This window comes from Algoriphagus sp. oki45, from assembly GCF_036245605.1.
Lineage (GTDB): Bacteria > Bacteroidota > Bacteroidia > Cytophagales > Cyclobacteriaceae > Algoriphagus.
In genome coordinates this window covers 233,042-250,081 of sequence record NZ_BTPC01000002.1, presented here as the reverse complement: position 1 = coordinate 250,081, position 17,040 = coordinate 233,042, and the positions used below count along the sequence as shown (strand labels likewise).

Below are 17,040 nucleotides of genomic sequence, written 5' to 3'. Positions count from 1 at the left end.
TTAATTTGGGATGCATCTACAGGCTCAGCACACGTTTCGGTAATAAAACCTCCGCCGGAATGAATTCCCGGCGAAGGTAAAAGATGGTTTAGTTTTCTGCTTGGGATGCTTATTGGCATTGGGAAGCCACTTGCTCGGCCTGATTTTTACCCCAAGTAGGCATCAGGTAGTTTTCATCAACTTGGGCTTCTTCTTTTGCAAACAGCTCAAGACCTACTCGGGCAAGTCCACAGGCTTTTTCTGGTCCTGAGCCAAAGAATTGAGCCATTCCAAACTCCATTTGAGCCATCAGGGTGGTGGCTCTTGGATTCTCTCTGTTTAGGGCAATGGCTTTTCCATACAGCTGCATGACTTGAGGACTGAGAGACTGTCCCCGATTGGCAGGATCCACGGAGACTTTTCCCATGAGGATAAATCCTTCCAAAGCCGTGATTTCAGAGTTGTTTGGAGAGAGCCCACCTGCTTTTTTGGCCAATCCCATCGCCTGATCGAGGTATTGGTCTTTATTCACCTCAAATCGGAATGCCGCATTGGTCTGCACGTAGGCAGCATAATAGAGGGGAAGCCATTCTTCCTTTTTTACCTCAGCGATGCGGAGAAATGCATTCGATACGGCTTGTGACTCTTCCAAAGTCCGGATTTGCTGCATGGCTTGGATTTGCGTTTTCATGGCATTCTCATAGGAGTTTTGAGCCATAGCCGGAAGGACGAGAAGATAAGAGAGCAAAAGTGTGAATACAGTTTTCATTGTTGTTAGAATTAGAGGTTGTTTAATTGATTTGCGTTTTTGTCTTTGGAAATGGTGAAGAAAATGCCCAAAAAGAGGAAGCGGGGAGCCCCCTGCCCGATGGGAAGGGATTCAAACTGTCCCTGTTCGTTTGGATTTTGGGCAAAGGAATACCCGAAGATGTTTTCATGTCCGAGCACGTTGGTCACGGCGCCGTGAATGATCAGATTGGGGCGGGGCAAGTAGCTCCAGCTAAGACTCAGGTTCTGGAATGCCCCTGTTTTGGAGTTCATCTCTCCCGGAAGATTGGGGTCGGTGTAGGTAAGTCCGTCGTTGAAGGACCAGGAAAGGCCCAACTGGGATTTCATGGGCACTACAAAGTGCTTGACCACCACGCTTAGATTATGTCTCGGAGCAAAGTCCGGCTGTACTTGGGTTTCGAATTGATTGAAGCTCCTTTTGCTGTCCACAAAGCTGTACGTGACCCAGTAATCGGTGTTTTTGAGGGTTTCCCGATCCCGGAAAAACACATCAAATCCCCGGGCAAAACCCTCACCTTCATTTCTCAGATTCTGGGGATTTTGAGGAATTCCCTCAAATCGAACCAGCTTGTCGTAGCTTTTGTGAAAAGCCTCGGCCCGGAAAGTTCTTCCTTCTTTTTGGTAGAGATAGTTCAAAATCAAGTGCTCTGAAACCGTGTTTTGCAAGGCTGGATTCAGTACGCGAAAGTTTTCTGTCGGCATTTGTTGGAATCTTCCTGTGGCAAGGGAAAGGGTCCCATTTTCTGAAATTTTATAGGCCAAGGAAGCTCTGGGATCCAGCCAGTTTTGGTCAGCCAAAGTAGAGGTTCCGGCCCGAAAACCGCCTCGGAAAACCAGATTTTGACTCAAGTAAAGATCCCATTCGGAGTAGAGGTACAGCTGATTTTCTCCAAAGTTTCTTTCGAATCCTTCCAAAACAAGAGCCTCTTGGTAGTCATTTCTGAAGTACTCGACGCCGTTGTTGGCTGAGATTTTTTCCGTGAAATCATACACTGCACTGAATTTGCCATGGATTAGCTGGTTGGTTCTTTTCAAATTGACTCCGTCCAGATTGATCAGATCGGTATTGTGAGAATAAGAGAGTCCGGCGAAGAGAGACCAGCCGCTTTGGTAGGCTTTTCTCCAGTTGGTTTGCGCATAGGAGTAGGTATTGGTCAGATCGATCAAAACGCCTCTGCCCTCTATCCCGGGTTGGGCCTGCCAGAGTTCCATTCCTCCTTTTTCAGTACGGGCCAATACTTTCCAAAGGCCTCCTTTGGCTGTTTTTTGCTGGGCAGCCACCTCCAGATCTACTCCGTAGGGAGCCCGTTCCCAGTCAAAGTCCTGCTTGACCAGATTTTGGTAAGGCTTGAGATCAAAAATGTTTCCGCTGACCGTCAGGCTTCGCTTCTCATTGGCGAGTGTGTGTGAATAGCCTCCTCCCACCGACATGACCGAGAGGTCACCCTGGCTCCGGATCGCCAAATCCTTGGTGTTCAAAGCCAAAGCAGAGGAAAGCGCCTGTCCGTATTCAGCAGAGTAGCCTCCGGTGGAAAAGAAGGTGCCTTTGAATAAGTTGGGATTGAAGCGGGTGCGGGTCGGAACATTTCCTGCGGTAGTTCCATAAGCATTGCCCACCCGCATGCCGTCGATGTAGATGCCGACTTCGCTGGCATCTCCTCCGCGGACGAAGAGGCGGCCGTCATTGCCAACGGTGGAAGTCCCCGGCAAAGTCTGAAAAGCCCCCACGATATCGCCCATGGCTGAAGGCGTTGTGACAATATCCAAGGGCCGAAGGATTACTGATTTCTTTTCGTCGGAAGCTTCTATGGCTCCTGCTGAAATGGTCACGGCATTCAGCTCGTTGAATTCTTCACCCAAAAAGACATCTGGAAGGCTGACTTCTTTTTCCCCCAAAGTAATGACCTGCTCCAGACTCGAAAACCCCATCATGCTGAACACAATCAGCTGGGTTCCTTTTTCCGAAGTGGTAAATGAAAATTTTCCTTCAGTATCGGTGCTGGATCCGTCAAAGCTTCCTTTGATGTAGACATTTACCCCTGGAAGAGCTTGGTTTTTTTCGTCCAATACCCTTCCCGATAGGAGAACCTGCGCAATGCTTCTGGTCTGCAGGAGAAAAAGAAGAAAGAAAAGAAGAAGTTTGGGATTCATTTTTGGTTCAGCTTTGATCCAAAAATGGCGGCTCTCGATCACCTGGAAAATTGAACCTGACTGAAGTGTCAAAATCCGCGACTGAAGTGTGGGATTTTAAACCATTGGTAAATTATGGGTATTAAGGAAAAAGAGTTTTGAAAATTGAATGCACCTTTCCCCTCGGGAGAGAAATTCTTAATTTTCTCAACTTCCTTAATGGTTCAAAACTGGTCTTTCATAAAAGGCTAAAAACCATTAAGAAATTAAGGACATTAAGGAAAAGAAGAGTTTTGAAAATTGAATGCACCATTACTGTTTTTTCACATCGGGAAAAGAAACCCTTAATTTTCTAAATTTCCTTAATGGTAAAAAAATCACCATTTTGAAAAACAATTTTTAGAACCCATGAAATACATCTCGAAATCATCCGTGACCAAATTGTCTTATCTGGTAACGGGCTGTGCGATAACGGTTCACAAAGCCCTTGGTCCCGGTCTTTTGGAAAGCGTCTATGAAAAATGCCTTGTATTTGAATTGGAAAAGCAAGGTTTTCACGTCCTTCAGCAAGTTCCCATTACGATCAATTATGAGGGCAACTTGATCGATTCTGAATTGAAGCTGGATTTGCTTGTGGAAGATACCATCATTGTTGAGCTCAAAGCAGTCCAGGAACTTCTCCCTGTTCATTCAGCGCAATTGATGAGCTATATGAAACTGCTTAAAAAACCACAGGGACTTCTGTTCAATTTTTACTCAGATAATCTCACTAAATCTATGAAACCATTTATCAATGAGTATTTCGAAAGGTTACTGGTGGAATAGCTTGCTTTTTTACTTCAGATTTAATGAAAGCCTATGAGTTCAAAAAGACATTGGTAAGATATTGATTTCTGAAATTCCTGTAGATGTAAAAATCAGAATCGATATTTACTATTTTGTTGGTTTGGATGATTTCTGAGGCCACCATCAAACTTGCATCTGCCAAGTCCATGGGTACATCAGCGAATTTTTCAGAGTAGGAAATTATGGAATTCAGATGCTTTTCAGTTAGAGGTACAATCTGGATACCTCCTCTATTCACCCATTCCAAAAGATTCATTTGAGCCTTGAGACTGAAATCCAACATATGAGAAGCCTCCGTCAAAACTGGCCAAGTGGTCCAAAAAAATGAATTATATCCTTTCAAAAAGTTGAGGATGGGTAAGTGATATCGATCCCGTTTATTAAATAAAGCGATAAGCGGTCCTGCATCAATGAGGGAATTTTCCATGAAGTTTGGCTTTGATTTCCTTTTTATAATTCACAGAACCATCGGGGTCCCCGCCCTCCTCAGCGCCAAACAAGTCCTTTCCTAATTCATAGGCAGAAAGCAACTGAATTTCCTCTTGGATGTATTGATCCAAAGCCTCTTTAACCAGGGCGGTCTTGGAAACCCCTTTTTTCTTTCGGATAAGATCAAGCTTGCGCTCCATCTCCTCATCAAGTCTGATATTGAGCATGTTGATGTAATTTATTGTCAATGTAATACAATTGTATTACAAAAAGTTCTGGCCTAGAGCGTTTTTCTTTTATTAGACTTTGACTTTCCTTTTTCTCGAGGCTTTTGATTGCATTTAAGCTTCATTCAAAATGTTTTTGGTTAGAATAGTAACTTGGTCACTCTCTAATTCAAGTTCCTATGCAAAAAAGATTCTCATTTCTTCTCCTTTCGCTAGCGATTTCTTGTTCTTCACCTCAATCCGAAACCCGAGAAGAGTCCAAGCTCTCCGGAAACCCTATCCTTGAAGGTTGGTATGCCGATCCGGAAGGGATTGTATTTGGAGATGAATACTGGATTTATCCGACGTTTTCAGCGGCTTTTGAGGATCAGTTGCACTTTGATGCCTTTTCTACCAAAGATTTGGTGACTTGGAAAAAGCACGAGCGCATCCTCGATAATAAAGCGATCACCTGGGCTCGTCAGGCGATGTGGGCTCCTGCAGCGATCGAAAGAGACGGAAAATACTACCTCTTTTTCGCAGCAAATGACCCGCTCACTCCTGAGCGTCCGGGCTACGATCCCCACAATGACATCAATCATTTTGGCGGAATCGGGGTCGCTGTGGCAGATTCACCTGCCGGACCATTCAGGGATTTGCTAGGAAAACCACTTCTGTCTGACTTCCACCATGGCGCTCAGCCGATCGATCAGTTTGTGTTTAAGGATATTGACTGCACCCATTACTTTTTCTACGGAGGCTGGAGCCACTGCAATATCGGCAAACTGAATGCGGATTTTACCGGCTTCGAACCTTGGGAAGACGGAGAACTTTTCCACGAAATCACTCCCGAAGGCTATGTGGAGGGACCCTTTATGTTTCTTCGAAAGGGCACATACTATCTCATGTGGTCCGAAGGTGGCTGGACCAATGATTCCTATAAAGTCGCTTACGCTATGGCAGACAAACCTACCGGACCCTACCGCCGAATCGGTACCATTCTCGAGGCAGATACTACGATTGCCACAGGAGCGGGACACAATTCTGTGATCCAAAAACCCGGAACCGACGATTGGTATATGGTCTACCATCGACGTCCGATTCCCAATGAAGGAAGAGATCATCGGGTGACTTGCATCGATGTAATGGAATTTAACGAAGACGGGACGATCAAGCCGATTAAGATGACTTTTGAGGGTGTGGAGGCGAATCCGATTAACTAGATTCATAAATTATAGCATTCAAAAAGTAAAATAAGAGAATTCTTATTTTATCTTTTATCATTAAAGTAAAATAATTATCTTCAGTTCATGATGCGAATCGAAGATTTTGTTTCTGGCCGTTACATTTCCGGATATCAGTATCGGTATTTTTTCCCCGAAAAGGTCAATCAGGAATGGATATGGACCAGTCCCAAGATCAACCATCTTTTGGAGCGAGCTTCCATAAAGTTAGGTGAGTTGAACTCATTTGCCCGAATGGTGCCCAATATCGATCTGTTCATTCAGCTCCATGTGGCCAAAGAGGCCGTTATTTCCAGTAAAATCGAAGGAACACAAACCCGAATCGAGGAGGCTTTGCTGCCAATAGAAAGCATTGACCCTGAGAGAAGGGATGATTGGCAGGAGGTGAATAACTATATCCAGGCGCTTAATTCAGCGATTTCGGAGTTGAATACGCTGCCACTTTCCTCCCAACTCCTTCGCAATACACATCAGCTGCTTATGCAGGGTGTGCGGGGCGAAAACAAGCAGCCGGGTTCATTTCGGCAAAGCCAAAACTGGATTGGTGGGAATTCGCTCGCCACAGCGGTATTTGTACCGCCCAGCCACGAGTTGGTTCCTGATCTGATGAGTGATTTGGAGCAGTTTCTCCACAACCAAGAAATCTTTGTTCCAAGCCTGATCCGGGTTGCCTTGGCCCATTATCAGTTTGAGACCATCCACCCTTTCCTAGACGGAAACGGTCGGGTAGGAAGACTGTTGATCACGCTGTATTTGGTCAGTGAGGGAATGTTGGACAAACCGCTGCTCTACCTTTCTATGTTTTTTGAGAAAAACCGCAGCCTGTACTATGATCAGCTTTCTGCTGTCCGAAGCAAAAATGCACTCGAAGAATGGGTTTGCTATTTTCTCGAAGGGATCGAAGAAACGGCAAGTATCGGTGCTTCGACCTTGTCTTCAGTTCTGGATTTGAAGAAAAGTCTGGAAGTCCAGATCGAGGAAGCTTTTGGGAGGCGCAGTGCTATGGGGAAAAAACTCCTTCATGGCCTATTCCAAGAACCGACCATTACAGTAGAGAAAGCAGCTCAAATTACCGGTTTGAGCTTCAAAGCGGCCAATGACTTGGTTGTTTTGTTTCGGGAAAAAGGAATCTTGGAAGAGCAGACCGGACAGGCTAGAAATCGAATTTTTGTCTTTGTAGACTATTTGAAAGCTTTTGAGCACTGATTGAGCGAAAGTAAAATAAGATTTTTGCTATTTTACCTTTATATAAAAAGGTAAAATAAAGGCAAGGCAAAATTTTCATTGAAAACAAAAACGCCTCTGAGACTTACCAGAGGCGTTTTCTATACTAGAGAAAAAAAGAGTTTCTTGACTCTCAAATCAAAACCTCACCACCGATTCCACTTTTTGTCCGGACCGTTCGATCACCACTTTGGTAGAGTCTCCTTTTTGGAAAGCACTCAAAGCCCGCATGTAGCTCATCATGTCGTAAACGGTGGAGTCTCCCAGCTGTACGACCACATCACCTTTTTGGATTCCTGCCATTTGGGCGGGCTTGCCTTCGGATACCCCATCGACACGCATGCCTTTTCCGTCAAACATGTAGTCAGGCACCACACCCATAGACACGGTGAATCGCGGAGAATCGCTGGAATCTTTGGTCTTGGTGAAAGCCAATTTGGGCTCAGCATCCAGAGACGTGACGAGGCGGGAAATGTAGCGGACTACCTTCACCAATCCTTCATAATTGATCTTGTCCGAATCATCACTGGGCTTGTGATAGTCTTCATGTTGACCGGTGAAAAAATGCAATACCGGTAAATCCTGCAGGTAAAACGAGGTGTGGTCAGAAGGACCTACGCCGGATTCGGAAGTGACGAGCTTCAGACTGTCTGTATTGATTTGATCAAAAACTGGGACAAAGCTTGGGCTGGTGCCGACCCCGTTAATAGCTAAGGAATTGTCTTCTTTCAATCTGCCCACCATGTCCATGTTGATCATGTAATTGACTGTCTGGAGATCGATGGTTGGGTTTTTGACAAAATAATTGGACCCCCAAAGGCCGTTTTCCTCACCGGAGAAAGCGATGAATAGGATGTTGTTTTTCAGTTCTTCATGTTTCAGGATTTCTGCCAAAGCCAAAAGCGCCGCAGTTCCGGATGCATTGTCATCGGCCCCGTTGTGAATTGCGGAATCTCCGCGGTGCAGAGAACCCTGACCGCCCATTCCCAAGTGGTCAAAGTGTGCACCGATCACAATGGTTTTGTCTGCTTTTTTATCCAAGAGGGCGACTACGTTTCGTCCGGTGATTCCTTCTCCGTCTGTGCCGATTACCGCCTCTTCATGTGGATTGGAAGGTTTCGATACGGTGAAAGGCTGGAAAAACCCTTCGGTTCCCTTGGGCTGAAGCCCGAGCTTTTCAAATTCTTTGGCGAGATATTCCGCCGCTTTTTGTTCTCCATCTGTTCCGATAGCCCTTCCTCCGAGCTCATCTGCTGCCAGAAAAACCACATCTTCCTGTAAGGTGGTCAATAGTTTTTCGTCCGTGGGAGGCCCGTCACATGAGGCGATGAGTAGGGCTGAAGCTAAAATATAGCTGGATTTGAAAAGAATATTCTTCATGAGTTGTGTCGATTTAGTCCAAAGATAATAATTGGTATCTTCGGGCCTTAATTCTTTTACTTTCAAAGTTAAAAATGAAGAAACTCCTCTATTCACTGGCTTTCCTTGCGGTGGCTTGCTCACCCAAGACCGAAACAGTATCTGAACCTGAAGCCCACTCGGCCTCGGATTCCCTTCTCCTTCATCCTGAGGAGATGAAGTATCTCAAAAATATCAAGCAACTCACCTTCGGTGGCAACAATGCTGAAGCGTATTGGTCATTCAATGATTCTATGCTGGTTTTCCAGTCGGATTATGCCGGTTGGGGAAATGAGTGTGATCAGATGTTTTATCTCAATTGGAGAGAAGATGACTTAAAAAACAATCAACCGCAGCGAGTCAGTACCGGCTTGGGAAGGACGACTTGTTCTTATTTCCTTCCGGGAGATCAGACGATCGTCTATGCATCCACCCACTTGGTGGACCCGGCTTGCCCTCCGGTACCTGAGCGAAGAGCGGATGGCAAATATGTGTGGCCGATTTATGATTCTTTTGACATTTTCACCGCGGATTTGCAGGGAAATATCCTTTCCCAACTTACGAATGAGCCAGGTTATGATGCTGAGGCGACCGTTTCGCCTAAAGGTGATAAAATTGTCTTCACTTCCATGCGCACCGGTGATTTGGAACTCTACACCATGAATATTGACGGCACAGACGTCAAGCAAATTACCTCAGACTTGGGGTATGACGGGGGTGCATTTTTCTCCCCGGATGGAAGCAAACTGGTGTGGAGAGCATCCAGACCACAGACAGAAGAAGAAATCAAGGAATACAAGGATTTATTGAAAGAAGGCTTGGTGAAGCCTACCGATATGGAGCTTTATGTAGCCAATGCAGATGGAACGGATATCCGGAAAATCACCAGCCTCGGCAAAGCCAACTGGGCACCGTTTTTCCATCCTTCAGGAGAAAAGTTGATTTTCGCCTCCAACCATCAGACCGAGCGGGGATTTCCTTTCAACCTGTTTATGATCAATCTTGACGGCACTGGCTTGACCCGAATCACACACGACGGCACCTTTGATGCTTTTCCGGTTTTCTCCAATGATGGAAAATATTTGGTTTTTGCCTCCAACCGAAACAACGGAGGCACAAGGGATACCAATCTCTTCGTGGCTGAATGGATTGGGGATTAAGCCCAGGCTGAACGAATCTCGAAAACCGCCAAAAGGCGGTTTTTTTTGGTTCAGGGCCTATCCTTTTTTATCTTCTGGCTTCGTTCACCAACATTTTTCTATGAATATCAACAAGCGACTTATTTTACCCCTTTTAACCACGACGGTCCTACTTCTAGCCAAGTTTTATCTACACGAAGAAGCCCAAAGCTGGACAGGTCCATTTAAATACCTCTCTCCTGCCAATACGGTCTTGATCATCATCGGGGTCGTATGGACTCTTCTGGTAGGAACAGGCATTGCGAAGCGTGAGTTTTTGAAAAATTACGACATCAATCAGGAGGATAATCTCAAGGCCAGGAAGATCTATACCCAGCTGAATATCCTTCAGAAAGTGGCCAATTGCATCATTTTGCTATTTGGTGTAGGGCTGATTTTGATCTCTTTTGAATCGATCAGGCAGATCGGAGTGGGGTTGTTTGCTTCAGCGGGAGTGGCCGGAATCATCATCGGCTTTTCCGCTCAAAAAGCCATAGGAACCTTGATTGCCGGGATTCAGATTGCTTTTGCTCAGCCGTTTCGTCTCGATGATGCGGTCGTCGTGGAGGGAGAATGGGGCTGGATCGAGGAAATTAATTTGACCTATGTGGTAGTTCGGCTTTGGGATCAACGAAGACTGGTTTTGCCCACCACCTATTTCTTGGAAAAACCTTTTCAAAACTGGACCCGAACCTCAGCGGATATCATCGGCAGTGTTTTTATTCACACGGATTACACAGTATCTTTTGAAGAAATGAGAAAAGAACTGGACCGGATTTTGGAATCAACTCCGCTTTGGGATAAAAAGGTGAAGGTCCTCCAAGTGACTGAAGCAAAAGAAAGAACGGTGGAAAGCCGAATTTTGGTTTCAGCCAAAAATTCCCCCACAGCTTGGGATTTGCGAGTCTACGTGCGGGAAAAGATGATTGAGTTTCTCCAGAAAAACTATCCGGAAAGCCTCCCCAAATCGCGGGTCACCCTAGATCAGATAGGTAATTAGTATCCAATGCGCAAAAGAATCCTTGTGTTCGCTTTGATCACTTTATCCCAGTGGTCCTTTTCTCAGGAGGCGGAGGATAAACCTCAATTTTTTTCTTTTTCTGCCTTTTTGGATCTGTACTATGGCTATGATTTTAATGAGCCACTTTCCAAAAAACGACTTCCATTTCTCTACAATCATACCCGGCACGATCAGCCAGCTGTCAACCTCGCGCTGATTTCTGGGTCATTTCAAAAAGACCGATTCCGGGCTAATTTGGGCCTTCAGCAGGGCAACTATGCATCTGATAATTATGCAGACGAACCGGCAGCCCTTCGATGGATTTCCCAGGCAAATTTCGGGGTGGCTCTGGATCAGGATCAAAAAGTTTGGTTGGATGCCGGAGTACTTCCCTCCCGTATTGGATTTGAGTCGGCGATTTCCAAGGACAACCTCACGCTTTCCCGATCCCTTATTGCCGAAAACAGCCCCTACTTTGAGACAGGAGTTAAACTGGGCTGGCAGAAAAGCGAGACTTGGTATTTTGCTTTACTGTACCTGAACGGCTGGCAACGCATCCGGGCTATACCTGGGAAAAATGTCCCTTCATTTGGCACTCAGGCTAATTTTAAACCCAACTCCAACTTGACACTAAATTGGTCTACTTTTTTGGGAACAGATCAGCCTCTGGAGGCAGGTACCTACCTCTACTTTAGCAATATGTATGCAGACTTCTCGCTTGGAAATCGGTGGAAACTGGTGGCAGGAGTTGATGTGGGCAAGCGTACTCAGGCAGATGCAGCCGACCGCAACTGGTGGGGCCTATCGGCAATTGCCCGATATCGCTTTTCAGATGGGTTTATGGGGGCAATTCGCTATGAATATTTTGGAGATCCATTTCAGGCGATAGCAGACTCGGGAGGAAATCTTGGAGTAGAAACCAGCGGATTTTCTCTCAATTTGGATAAGCAAATCGGCCAATGGAGCCTTCTGAGAGCCGAAGGAAGATGGTTGGATTCTCAGGTTCCTCTCGAGCAGGGTTTTTCTCCAGCAGAATCAGAAAATTTCTTCTTTTTGGTTTCCTGGGCATTTTTTTGGACTGGAAGTAATTGATTTTTTAAGAATTTTTTCCGGCTCAAAACAGACCGTGCCTGTGTCTAGTTCGTCTTAAAATGGAAACACAGCCCTACCATGTGGACCTGCCCTAGGTGTGAGAGAGATTTGCTACGGGAAAACCAATGGCATGTCTGCGTAAAAGCGGATTTGGACTCGCTGTTTGAGGGCAAGCCTAAAGAACTGGAATACATTTTTGATAAGCTATTGGCCGAGGTGGTGGAGTGGGACGGTGTCATTGTGAGCAATACCCAAAAATGCGTCTTATTTGTCCATAGACAGACTTTTTTGGTGATCAGGCCTATGTCCAAGTTTTTGGATCTGCAGTTTTACTCAAAGGAGGAATTGCCTTGCCCTCCATTTTTTAAATCAAAAAAGGTTGCTAAAAAGTACCAAAATCACTTTAGAATCAGTCGTTTGGAAGAGGTTTCTCCTTTTTTGATCAGGCAACTGAGGAACTCCTATGATTTTCTATAGGTCCTCGATGTTAGCCAGATAGGCCTCTGCTTGATCGAGGATTTCTTGCTTATTCCCCATTTTATCCCAAGTGCGATACATCATTCCAATTCTGGGATTTTTCTCCAGTTTTTCCCGGTTTCGGGCATAAAAGTGCCAATACAGTGAATTAAAGGGACAGGCCTTTTCTCCCACTTTTTCTTTGGAATCATAGGCACAATGATCGCAGTAATTTCCCTGTTTCTTGATGTAATTGGCCGAGGAGACATAGGGTTTGGTGCCCACGATTCCCCCATCGGCAAACTGGCTCATTCCGCGGGTATTGGTGATTTCTACCCATTCGATGGCGTCGATGTAGATGCCAAGATACCATTGGTCTACCTCATCCGGATGTATTCCTGCAAGCAGAGCGAAATTTCCTGTGACCATCAATCGCTGAATATGATGGGCATAGGCCAAATCCAAGGATTGACCGATTGATTCCTTTAGGCAGTTCATTTTGGTCTTGCCGGTCCAAAACCATTCTGGCAGTTTTCGGTCGTGGTCAAAGAAGTTCATCTCGGCAAACTCAGGCATTTTGGCCCAATAGATCCCCCGCATGTATTCCCTCCAACCGATGATCTGTCGGATAAAACCTTCCACCTGAGCAATGGAGATTTGATTTTGATGATCCTGCCAATACTCTTCCACTTTTTTCACGACTTCCAAGGGAGAAACCAATTTGGAGTTCATGGAAAAACTCAGGCGGGAATGGAAAAGGTAAGGGTCCCAAGTAGTAAGTGCATCTTGATAAGCACCGAAATTGGGCAAAAGCTTTTCGCAAAAGTGGTCAAGTAGCTCCAAGCTTTCCTCCCGGGATACTGGCCAGGGAAAATTCACTTCATCCAATTTACCCATTGTCCTTACCCCTGATTTTTCAATCATTTGGACGATTTCCTGAACATTTTTGGGATGAATCAGCGGCTTTTTCAGCAGCTTTTTGTCTTTTAGGGCCTGTCGGTTGTCATGGTCATAGTTCCACTGACCGGTCAATGGTTCCTTGCCTTCCATCAGGATATCGTACTTCTTTCGCATTTCCCTATAGAAGGTCTCCATGAGGTAGGTTTTTTTTCCTTTAAAAAAGTCTTTCAAGAATTCCCGTGAAGTCAAAAAATGCTCGGAATCCACAGCCTGTGTTTCAATGGATAAAGCTTGCCCCAAGTTTTTCAGCTGCTGATCCAGTCGGTATTCATCCGGGTGCTGGTATTCGAAGCGGGTATAATTCTCTTTTTCTACCAAAAGGGATATTTGCTTGTCGAAATCCTGTTTGTTTTCCGGATCGTTCAGATTGAAGTAGAGCACCTGATGTCCCTCTTTTTTGAGTTGGTCGGCAAAGGTTCTCATGGCTAAAAAGAAAGCGACCACTTTTTGGATATGATGCCGAACGTAGTCTGTCTCCTGCCTGACTTCCATCATCAAGTAGGTGACTGATGAGTCAGTCTTGGTAAACCAGGAATGCTTGGAGTTGAGTTGATCACCGAGAATCAATCGTAGCGTTTTGGACATAAAAAAAGGGCTTTACTTCGATAAAGCCCTTTGGTGGGGTGATTGTTTTATGAATTAGTATTTGAAGCAAGGCATGGAGGATTTTCTTCCGGCGCCTTTACTGGAAGTGGCCAAAAAGCTGTATCGAAGGCTGACCTCATGTGCTCCTCCGGTGTTGGCATTTCCCAAAGAAGATAGTGTAAAGTCATGACTGTAGCCAATGCTCAGACCGGATGAGACGGATATTCCTACCAGTGCAATGATAGATTCATGGGTAGTTTGGTTTGCCTCTGAAACCGGGATTCCTCTATACCAAACGCCTAGGACCAAAGGCTGCAGATTCACTTGTGTGCCTAAGTCTAATTGCTGAAATGGGCCTTGGTTTTTGTAATTGAAGGCGAAGGTCAATTCTCTGTTTCCAGTAGATCTATTTAGGAAATTTTTTGCTGCTCCTCCGGAGAGGTCAATTTTGTATCCACCATGGGCAGAGAATTTCACAGGAAGCTGGGTCAGCTCATTGTCGATAAATGAAATATTGGGTTGGGTGATGTGATGGGCTGAAAATCCAAACCAAAGGTTTTCATTATTAAACATCATTCCTACGCTGTAATCTGCGAATTGGTGACGAAAATCCTCACCGAGATTTTCTCCTGAAAAGTCCCCAATAGCTCCTGTCTGATCGTCGATTTGGCTTCCGAACACCAAATTTCCAAAGTAGGCATCTCTGTCCATAAAGCTGACCTGTCCTCCCACTCGAAGAAAGGACCGGAATCCAAGTCTTGCGCGATAGGAGTAAGTGAGCCCGATTTCAGACACACTCAGGTTGGCCATACTTTGCTCTGAGCGATTGAAAATAAGCCCCACTCCGCTTTTCGCACCAAAGAAATAATGGTCAACATGGGCAGAATAGGAAACAAAGCTTTGATCCAGTCCCGGCCATTGGTTTCGGTAGTTTACTCCGAAGCTTGTGCCCTCCGAGGCTCCGGTCATGGCCGGATTGAGGTATAGAGGATTGGCGTAAAACTGGGAGTACTGAATATCCTGTGCCTGAACCATACAGGTGAAGAGGCATAAGGACGCAAGGGTGATCAGGGTAAAAGTTTTTTTCATAAACTTATCTGATTAGGGTGATTCCTCCCGAGCGGTTTTGGGTGATTTCGCTCGAGAAGAGAGTGTAGGTGATACGATAGAGGTAATTTCCCGGAGGGACTAGCTGACCCCGATAGGTGCCATCCCATCCGGCCGATTCAAGTGATTGGGTGACGAAGAGTTTTTCACCCCAGGTATTAAATACCTCGAGTGTGAAAGATGAGACTCCTTTAAGCTTTGGTAAGAAGGTATCATTCAACCCATCACCATTGGGTGAGAAGGCATTGGGGATGACGACCATTTCTTGAGGCGCAATGACCTGAATGGTGTTGGTTTCTACGGCTGTGCAACCAAAAACATCATATCCGGTCAAGGTAACTTCGTAGGTTCCTTCTTTTTGGAAGATGTGAATGGGGTCCTTTTCAGTAGAGTAGGTTCCGTCTCCAAATTCCCAGGACCAGGAGATTATTTCCGGTGCGATTTCGCTTTCAAAGAGAATTTCCTCTTTGACTTGCACTTCAGGTTCACTGCTGATAGCCAGTTTTCTATAGCCGAATTCTATTCTGGAACCTAAAGTTGAGTTCTTTGGAATTTCTACATTGGTTTCGGTAGAAGTCTTACATCCTAGCGCATCTACTATTTCCACCTTAAGTCTTCCGGATTCTTTAAAGGAAATTTCCCGTGAATTTTCTGAGGAAGACCAGGATATCTGGTAGGGTTCTACCCCTCCTTCAATAGATACCCAGGCTACGCCCGTCACACTTCCTTCTTCGCAATTCACCTCAAGAGCAGTTTCGATTTTTGCGGTTAAACTTTGGTTTTGATCGATGGAAAAGGAGACTTCAACTATGCAGCCTGATTCATCAGTGACTTGAGCAGTGTAGGTTCCTGGGGCTAAATCATTTCTCTTCTCGCCGCCTGTTTTGCCGTCTGACCATTTAATTGAGGCATTTCCAAAGGTGCCTTTAATTCCCAAGGCTACAGATCCATCAGGTTCTCCTGAGCAGGATACAGGCTTTTTCTCCAAAACTTCTACCTGAAGATTAGATGAATTGGAAAGGTTGAATTGTTTTTGAGTTTGGCAGCCGGATGCATCCGTCACCAGAACGGAATAGGTCCCAGAAGAAAGGTTGGAGATCAGCGGGGAGCTAGATCCTGTATTCCATTGATAAGTATAGGGGGCTTTACCACCTTGGACTTGAAGCTGAATTTTTCCATCCGCAGTTCCAGCACAGGAAGGCTCTGAAATACTCTCAGAAAGAAGAAGGGAACTTGGAGCACTGATTTGATAGGAGGACTGAATAGAACAACCTTTGCTGTCCTGAACCAGCACGTCATAAGTTCCCGCACCGAGGCTTTCGAGGCTGGAAGTGGTAGGTCCATGACTCCATTTGTAGGTGTACGGACCTTGTCCTCCGGTTACATTCAGACTGATTTTTCCGTTTTGATCAGAGCTGCAGCTTATATTTTGGATGGATTCGGTCAAAGTAAGACCTTCGGAGGCAGCCTTGATTTCAAAGGAAATGGTGGTTTCGCAATAGTATTTGTCTCCGACTTTTACGGTATAAACTCCAGGGGCCAGATTAGAGGCTTCCCACACATTTTTTAAGCCATTGCTCCAGGTGACATCGTAAGGAGGGCTATCGGCTTCATAATCATTACGGCCGATTTTCACGCTGATTTTGGCATATCCGTCATTTCCTGATCCACAGGAAGCATCTCTTTTTTCCACTGGATTTAGAAGAAGAGGAAAAGGAGGCTGAATGACAATGCTTTTTTCCAAAGTCCTCCCATCAGAATCTGTGATCCAAACAGTATATGTTCCAGCGTTTAGATTAGTGCGGTTTTGGGTGGTTTCATTGTTATTCCATTTGAATGTATAGGGAGCTCTTCCACCATATACATCCAGGTTGATGTTTCCTTTTTCGGAATGAGAACAAAGAGCGAGTTTTCCGCTTACTTCCACGCCCATATCGGAATAGTTATGTACTCGCTGATTGGATCGATCCGGGATATTAAAAGCGAATTGGGAATAAGCAAGAGAGGAGATGAATGTCAAAATTGACATCATCAAGAAGCTCTTTAGAATTAAACCTATTCCTTTTTTCATAGGATCGGTGGGTATTTATTCCCCTATTTTCACTCGTTATTTTTGCTGTATAATATCTATTTTGTGTATTTTATTTTTTAGAATAATATTTTTTGTAAATCATATACTGCAAAATGATATTCTATAAAACACACAGATTTGCTTAAATAGAGAGAAAAAATTTTTATATGCAATAGTCTTGGTAAAGACAATTGGGAAAAGCAGTGACTTGGAAAAGTGTAATTTTTCTTGAAATTGTCTTATAAAATAAAAAACTGGCTTGAATCTGCTTTTTTGATTATATGAAATGAAAAAGGCCTGAAAATCAGGCCTTGAAAAAAAATTTCAAATTTTTTTCACGAATCGC

The 17,040-nt window shown here is 44.9% G+C and carries 15 protein-coding genes; 7 read left to right on the top strand and 8 right to left on the bottom strand.

All coding sequences use genetic code 11. The annotated features are described in order from the left end of the window. Positions 1-109: 109 nt before the first annotated feature. Entirely contained in the window at positions 110-748 is a 639-nt protein-coding gene (locus AAA942_RS10605; RefSeq protein ID WP_338220244.1) for a hypothetical protein, read from the bottom strand. A gap of 11 nt (positions 749-759) precedes the next feature. Continuing rightward, positions 760-2,919 carry a TonB-dependent receptor gene (locus AAA942_RS10600; protein WP_338220243.1) on the bottom strand — a complete coding sequence of 720 codons (2,160 nt, stop codon included), beginning with the start codon at positions 2,917-2,919 and terminating at the stop codon, positions 760-762. Between the two features lie 387 nt (positions 2,920-3,306). Here AAA942_RS10600 and AAA942_RS10595 point away from each other — a divergent pair, with 387 nt between their 5' ends. Continuing rightward, complete coding sequence (locus tag AAA942_RS10595; protein WP_338220242.1) at positions 3,307-3,723, top strand: GxxExxY protein; 417 nt, start codon at positions 3,307-3,309, stop codon at positions 3,721-3,723. 31 nt (positions 3,724-3,754) lie between these two features. Here AAA942_RS10595 and AAA942_RS10590 read toward each other — a convergent pair whose 3' ends face one another. Further along, positions 3,755-4,171 carry a type II toxin-antitoxin system VapC family toxin gene (locus tag AAA942_RS10590; RefSeq protein WP_338220241.1) on the bottom strand — a complete coding sequence of 139 codons (417 nt, stop codon included), beginning with the start codon at positions 4,169-4,171 and terminating at the stop codon, positions 3,755-3,757. Continuing rightward, complete coding sequence (locus AAA942_RS10585; RefSeq protein ID WP_338220240.1) at positions 4,152-4,400, bottom strand: ribbon-helix-helix protein, CopG family; 249 nt, start codon at positions 4,398-4,400, stop codon at positions 4,152-4,154. The genes AAA942_RS10590 and AAA942_RS10585 overlap by 20 nt, the downstream gene beginning before the upstream one ends. A 179-nt stretch (positions 4,401-4,579) precedes the next feature. On the opposite strand from AAA942_RS10585, the gene AAA942_RS10580 reads away from it, so the two are divergent. Together AAA942_RS10580 and AAA942_RS10575 are read left to right on the top strand one after the other, a co-directional pair. Continuing rightward, a complete protein-coding gene (locus tag AAA942_RS10580; protein WP_338220239.1) occupies positions 4,580-5,602 on the top strand; it encodes a glycoside hydrolase family 43 protein in 1,023 nt (340 codons plus the stop codon). An 87-nt stretch (positions 5,603-5,689) separates the two neighbouring features. Beyond that, complete coding sequence (locus AAA942_RS10575) at positions 5,690-6,829, top strand: Fic family protein (protein ID WP_338220238.1); 1,140 nt, start codon at positions 5,690-5,692, stop codon at positions 6,827-6,829. A 156-nt stretch (positions 6,830-6,985) separates the two neighbouring features. On the opposite strand, the gene AAA942_RS10570 is transcribed toward AAA942_RS10575, so the two are convergent. After that, positions 6,986-8,227: a M20/M25/M40 family metallo-hydrolase gene (locus tag AAA942_RS10570; protein ID WP_338220237.1), complete on the bottom strand. Its 1,242-nt coding sequence runs from the start codon at positions 8,225-8,227 to the stop codon at positions 6,986-6,988. 74 nt (positions 8,228-8,301) lie between these two features. On the opposite strand from AAA942_RS10570, the gene AAA942_RS10565 reads away from it, so the two are divergent. The 4 genes from AAA942_RS10565 to AAA942_RS10550 all read left to right on the top strand — a co-directional run bounded on the left by AAA942_RS10565 (position 8,302) and on the right by AAA942_RS10550 (position 11,992). Beyond that, positions 8,302-9,405 (top strand): TolB family protein, encoded by a 1,104-nt coding sequence (locus AAA942_RS10565; RefSeq protein ID WP_338220236.1) that lies wholly within the window; start codon positions 8,302-8,304, stop codon positions 9,403-9,405. Positions 9,406-9,505: 100 nt separating this feature from the next. After that, entirely contained in the window at positions 9,506-10,423 is a 918-nt protein-coding gene (locus AAA942_RS10560; protein WP_338220235.1) for a mechanosensitive ion channel family protein, read from the top strand. 6 nt (positions 10,424-10,429) lie between these two features. Further along, positions 10,430-11,515 (top strand): porin, encoded by a 1,086-nt coding sequence (locus tag AAA942_RS10555; RefSeq protein ID WP_338220234.1) that lies wholly within the window; start codon positions 10,430-10,432, stop codon positions 11,513-11,515. Positions 11,516-11,593: 78 nt separating this feature from the next. Further along, a complete protein-coding gene (locus tag AAA942_RS10550; protein ID WP_338220233.1) occupies positions 11,594-11,992 on the top strand; it encodes a DUF5655 domain-containing protein in 399 nt (132 codons plus the stop codon). On the opposite strand, the gene AAA942_RS10545 is transcribed toward AAA942_RS10550, so the two are convergent. Genes AAA942_RS10545 through AAA942_RS10535 form a run of 3 tightly spaced genes read right to left on the bottom strand, consistent with a single transcriptional unit; the run spans position 11,987 to position 16,694 of the window. Further along, positions 11,987-13,516: a cryptochrome/photolyase family protein gene (locus AAA942_RS10545; RefSeq protein WP_338220232.1), complete on the bottom strand. Its 1,530-nt coding sequence runs from the start codon at positions 13,514-13,516 to the stop codon at positions 11,987-11,989. The two genes, AAA942_RS10550 and AAA942_RS10545, sit on opposite strands and share 6 nt — an antisense overlap. Before the next feature lie 54 nt (positions 13,517-13,570). Further along, positions 13,571-14,605: a PorP/SprF family type IX secretion system membrane protein gene (locus AAA942_RS10540; protein ID WP_338220231.1), complete on the bottom strand. Its 1,035-nt coding sequence runs from the start codon at positions 14,603-14,605 to the stop codon at positions 13,571-13,573. A 4-nt stretch (positions 14,606-14,609) separates the two neighbouring features. Next, a complete protein-coding gene (locus AAA942_RS10535; protein ID WP_338220230.1) occupies positions 14,610-16,694 on the bottom strand; it encodes a T9SS type B sorting domain-containing protein in 2,085 nt (694 codons plus the stop codon). Between the last annotated feature and the right edge of the window lie 346 nt (positions 16,695-17,040).

Bases quoted from the DNA above. Each gene is read 5' to 3' on its own strand.
- AAA942_RS10585 (WP_338220240.1), bottom strand. From the start codon at position 4,400: ATGCTCAATATCAGACTTGATGAGGAGATGGAGCGCAAGCTTGATCTT.
- AAA942_RS10575 (WP_338220238.1), top strand. From the start codon at position 5,690: ATGATGCGAATCGAAGATTTTGTTTCTGGCCGTTACATTTCCGGATAT.
- AAA942_RS10560 (WP_338220235.1), top strand. From the start codon at position 9,506: ATGAATATCAACAAGCGACTTATTTTACCCCTTTTAACCACGACGGTC.
- AAA942_RS10555 (WP_338220234.1), top strand. From the start codon at position 10,430: ATGCGCAAAAGAATCCTTGTGTTCGCTTTGATCACTTTATCCCAGTGG.
- AAA942_RS10590 (WP_338220241.1), bottom strand. From the start codon at position 4,171: ATGGAAAATTCCCTCATTGATGCAGGACCGCTTATCGCTTTATTTAAT.
- AAA942_RS10600 (WP_338220243.1), bottom strand. From the start codon at position 2,919: ATGAATCCCAAACTTCTTCTTTTCTTTCTTCTTTTTCTCCTGCAGACC.
- AAA942_RS10580 (WP_338220239.1), top strand. From the start codon at position 4,580: ATGCAAAAAAGATTCTCATTTCTTCTCCTTTCGCTAGCGATTTCTTGT.
- AAA942_RS10565 (WP_338220236.1), top strand. From the start codon at position 8,302: ATGAAGAAACTCCTCTATTCACTGGCTTTCCTTGCGGTGGCTTGCTCA.
- AAA942_RS10540 (WP_338220231.1), bottom strand. From the start codon at position 14,605: ATGAAAAAAACTTTTACCCTGATCACCCTTGCGTCCTTATGCCTCTTC.
- AAA942_RS10605 (WP_338220244.1), bottom strand. From the start codon at position 748: ATGAAAACTGTATTCACACTTTTGCTCTCTTATCTTCTCGTCCTTCCG.
- AAA942_RS10535 (WP_338220230.1), bottom strand. From the start codon at position 16,694: ATGAAAAAAGGAATAGGTTTAATTCTAAAGAGCTTCTTGATGATGTCA.
- AAA942_RS10550 (WP_338220233.1), top strand. From the start codon at position 11,594: ATGTGGACCTGCCCTAGGTGTGAGAGAGATTTGCTACGGGAAAACCAA.
- AAA942_RS10545 (WP_338220232.1), bottom strand. From the start codon at position 13,516: ATGTCCAAAACGCTACGATTGATTCTCGGTGATCAACTCAACTCCAAG.
- AAA942_RS10570 (WP_338220237.1), bottom strand. From the start codon at position 8,227: ATGAAGAATATTCTTTTCAAATCCAGCTATATTTTAGCTTCAGCCCTA.
- AAA942_RS10595 (WP_338220242.1), top strand. From the start codon at position 3,307: ATGAAATACATCTCGAAATCATCCGTGACCAAATTGTCTTATCTGGTA.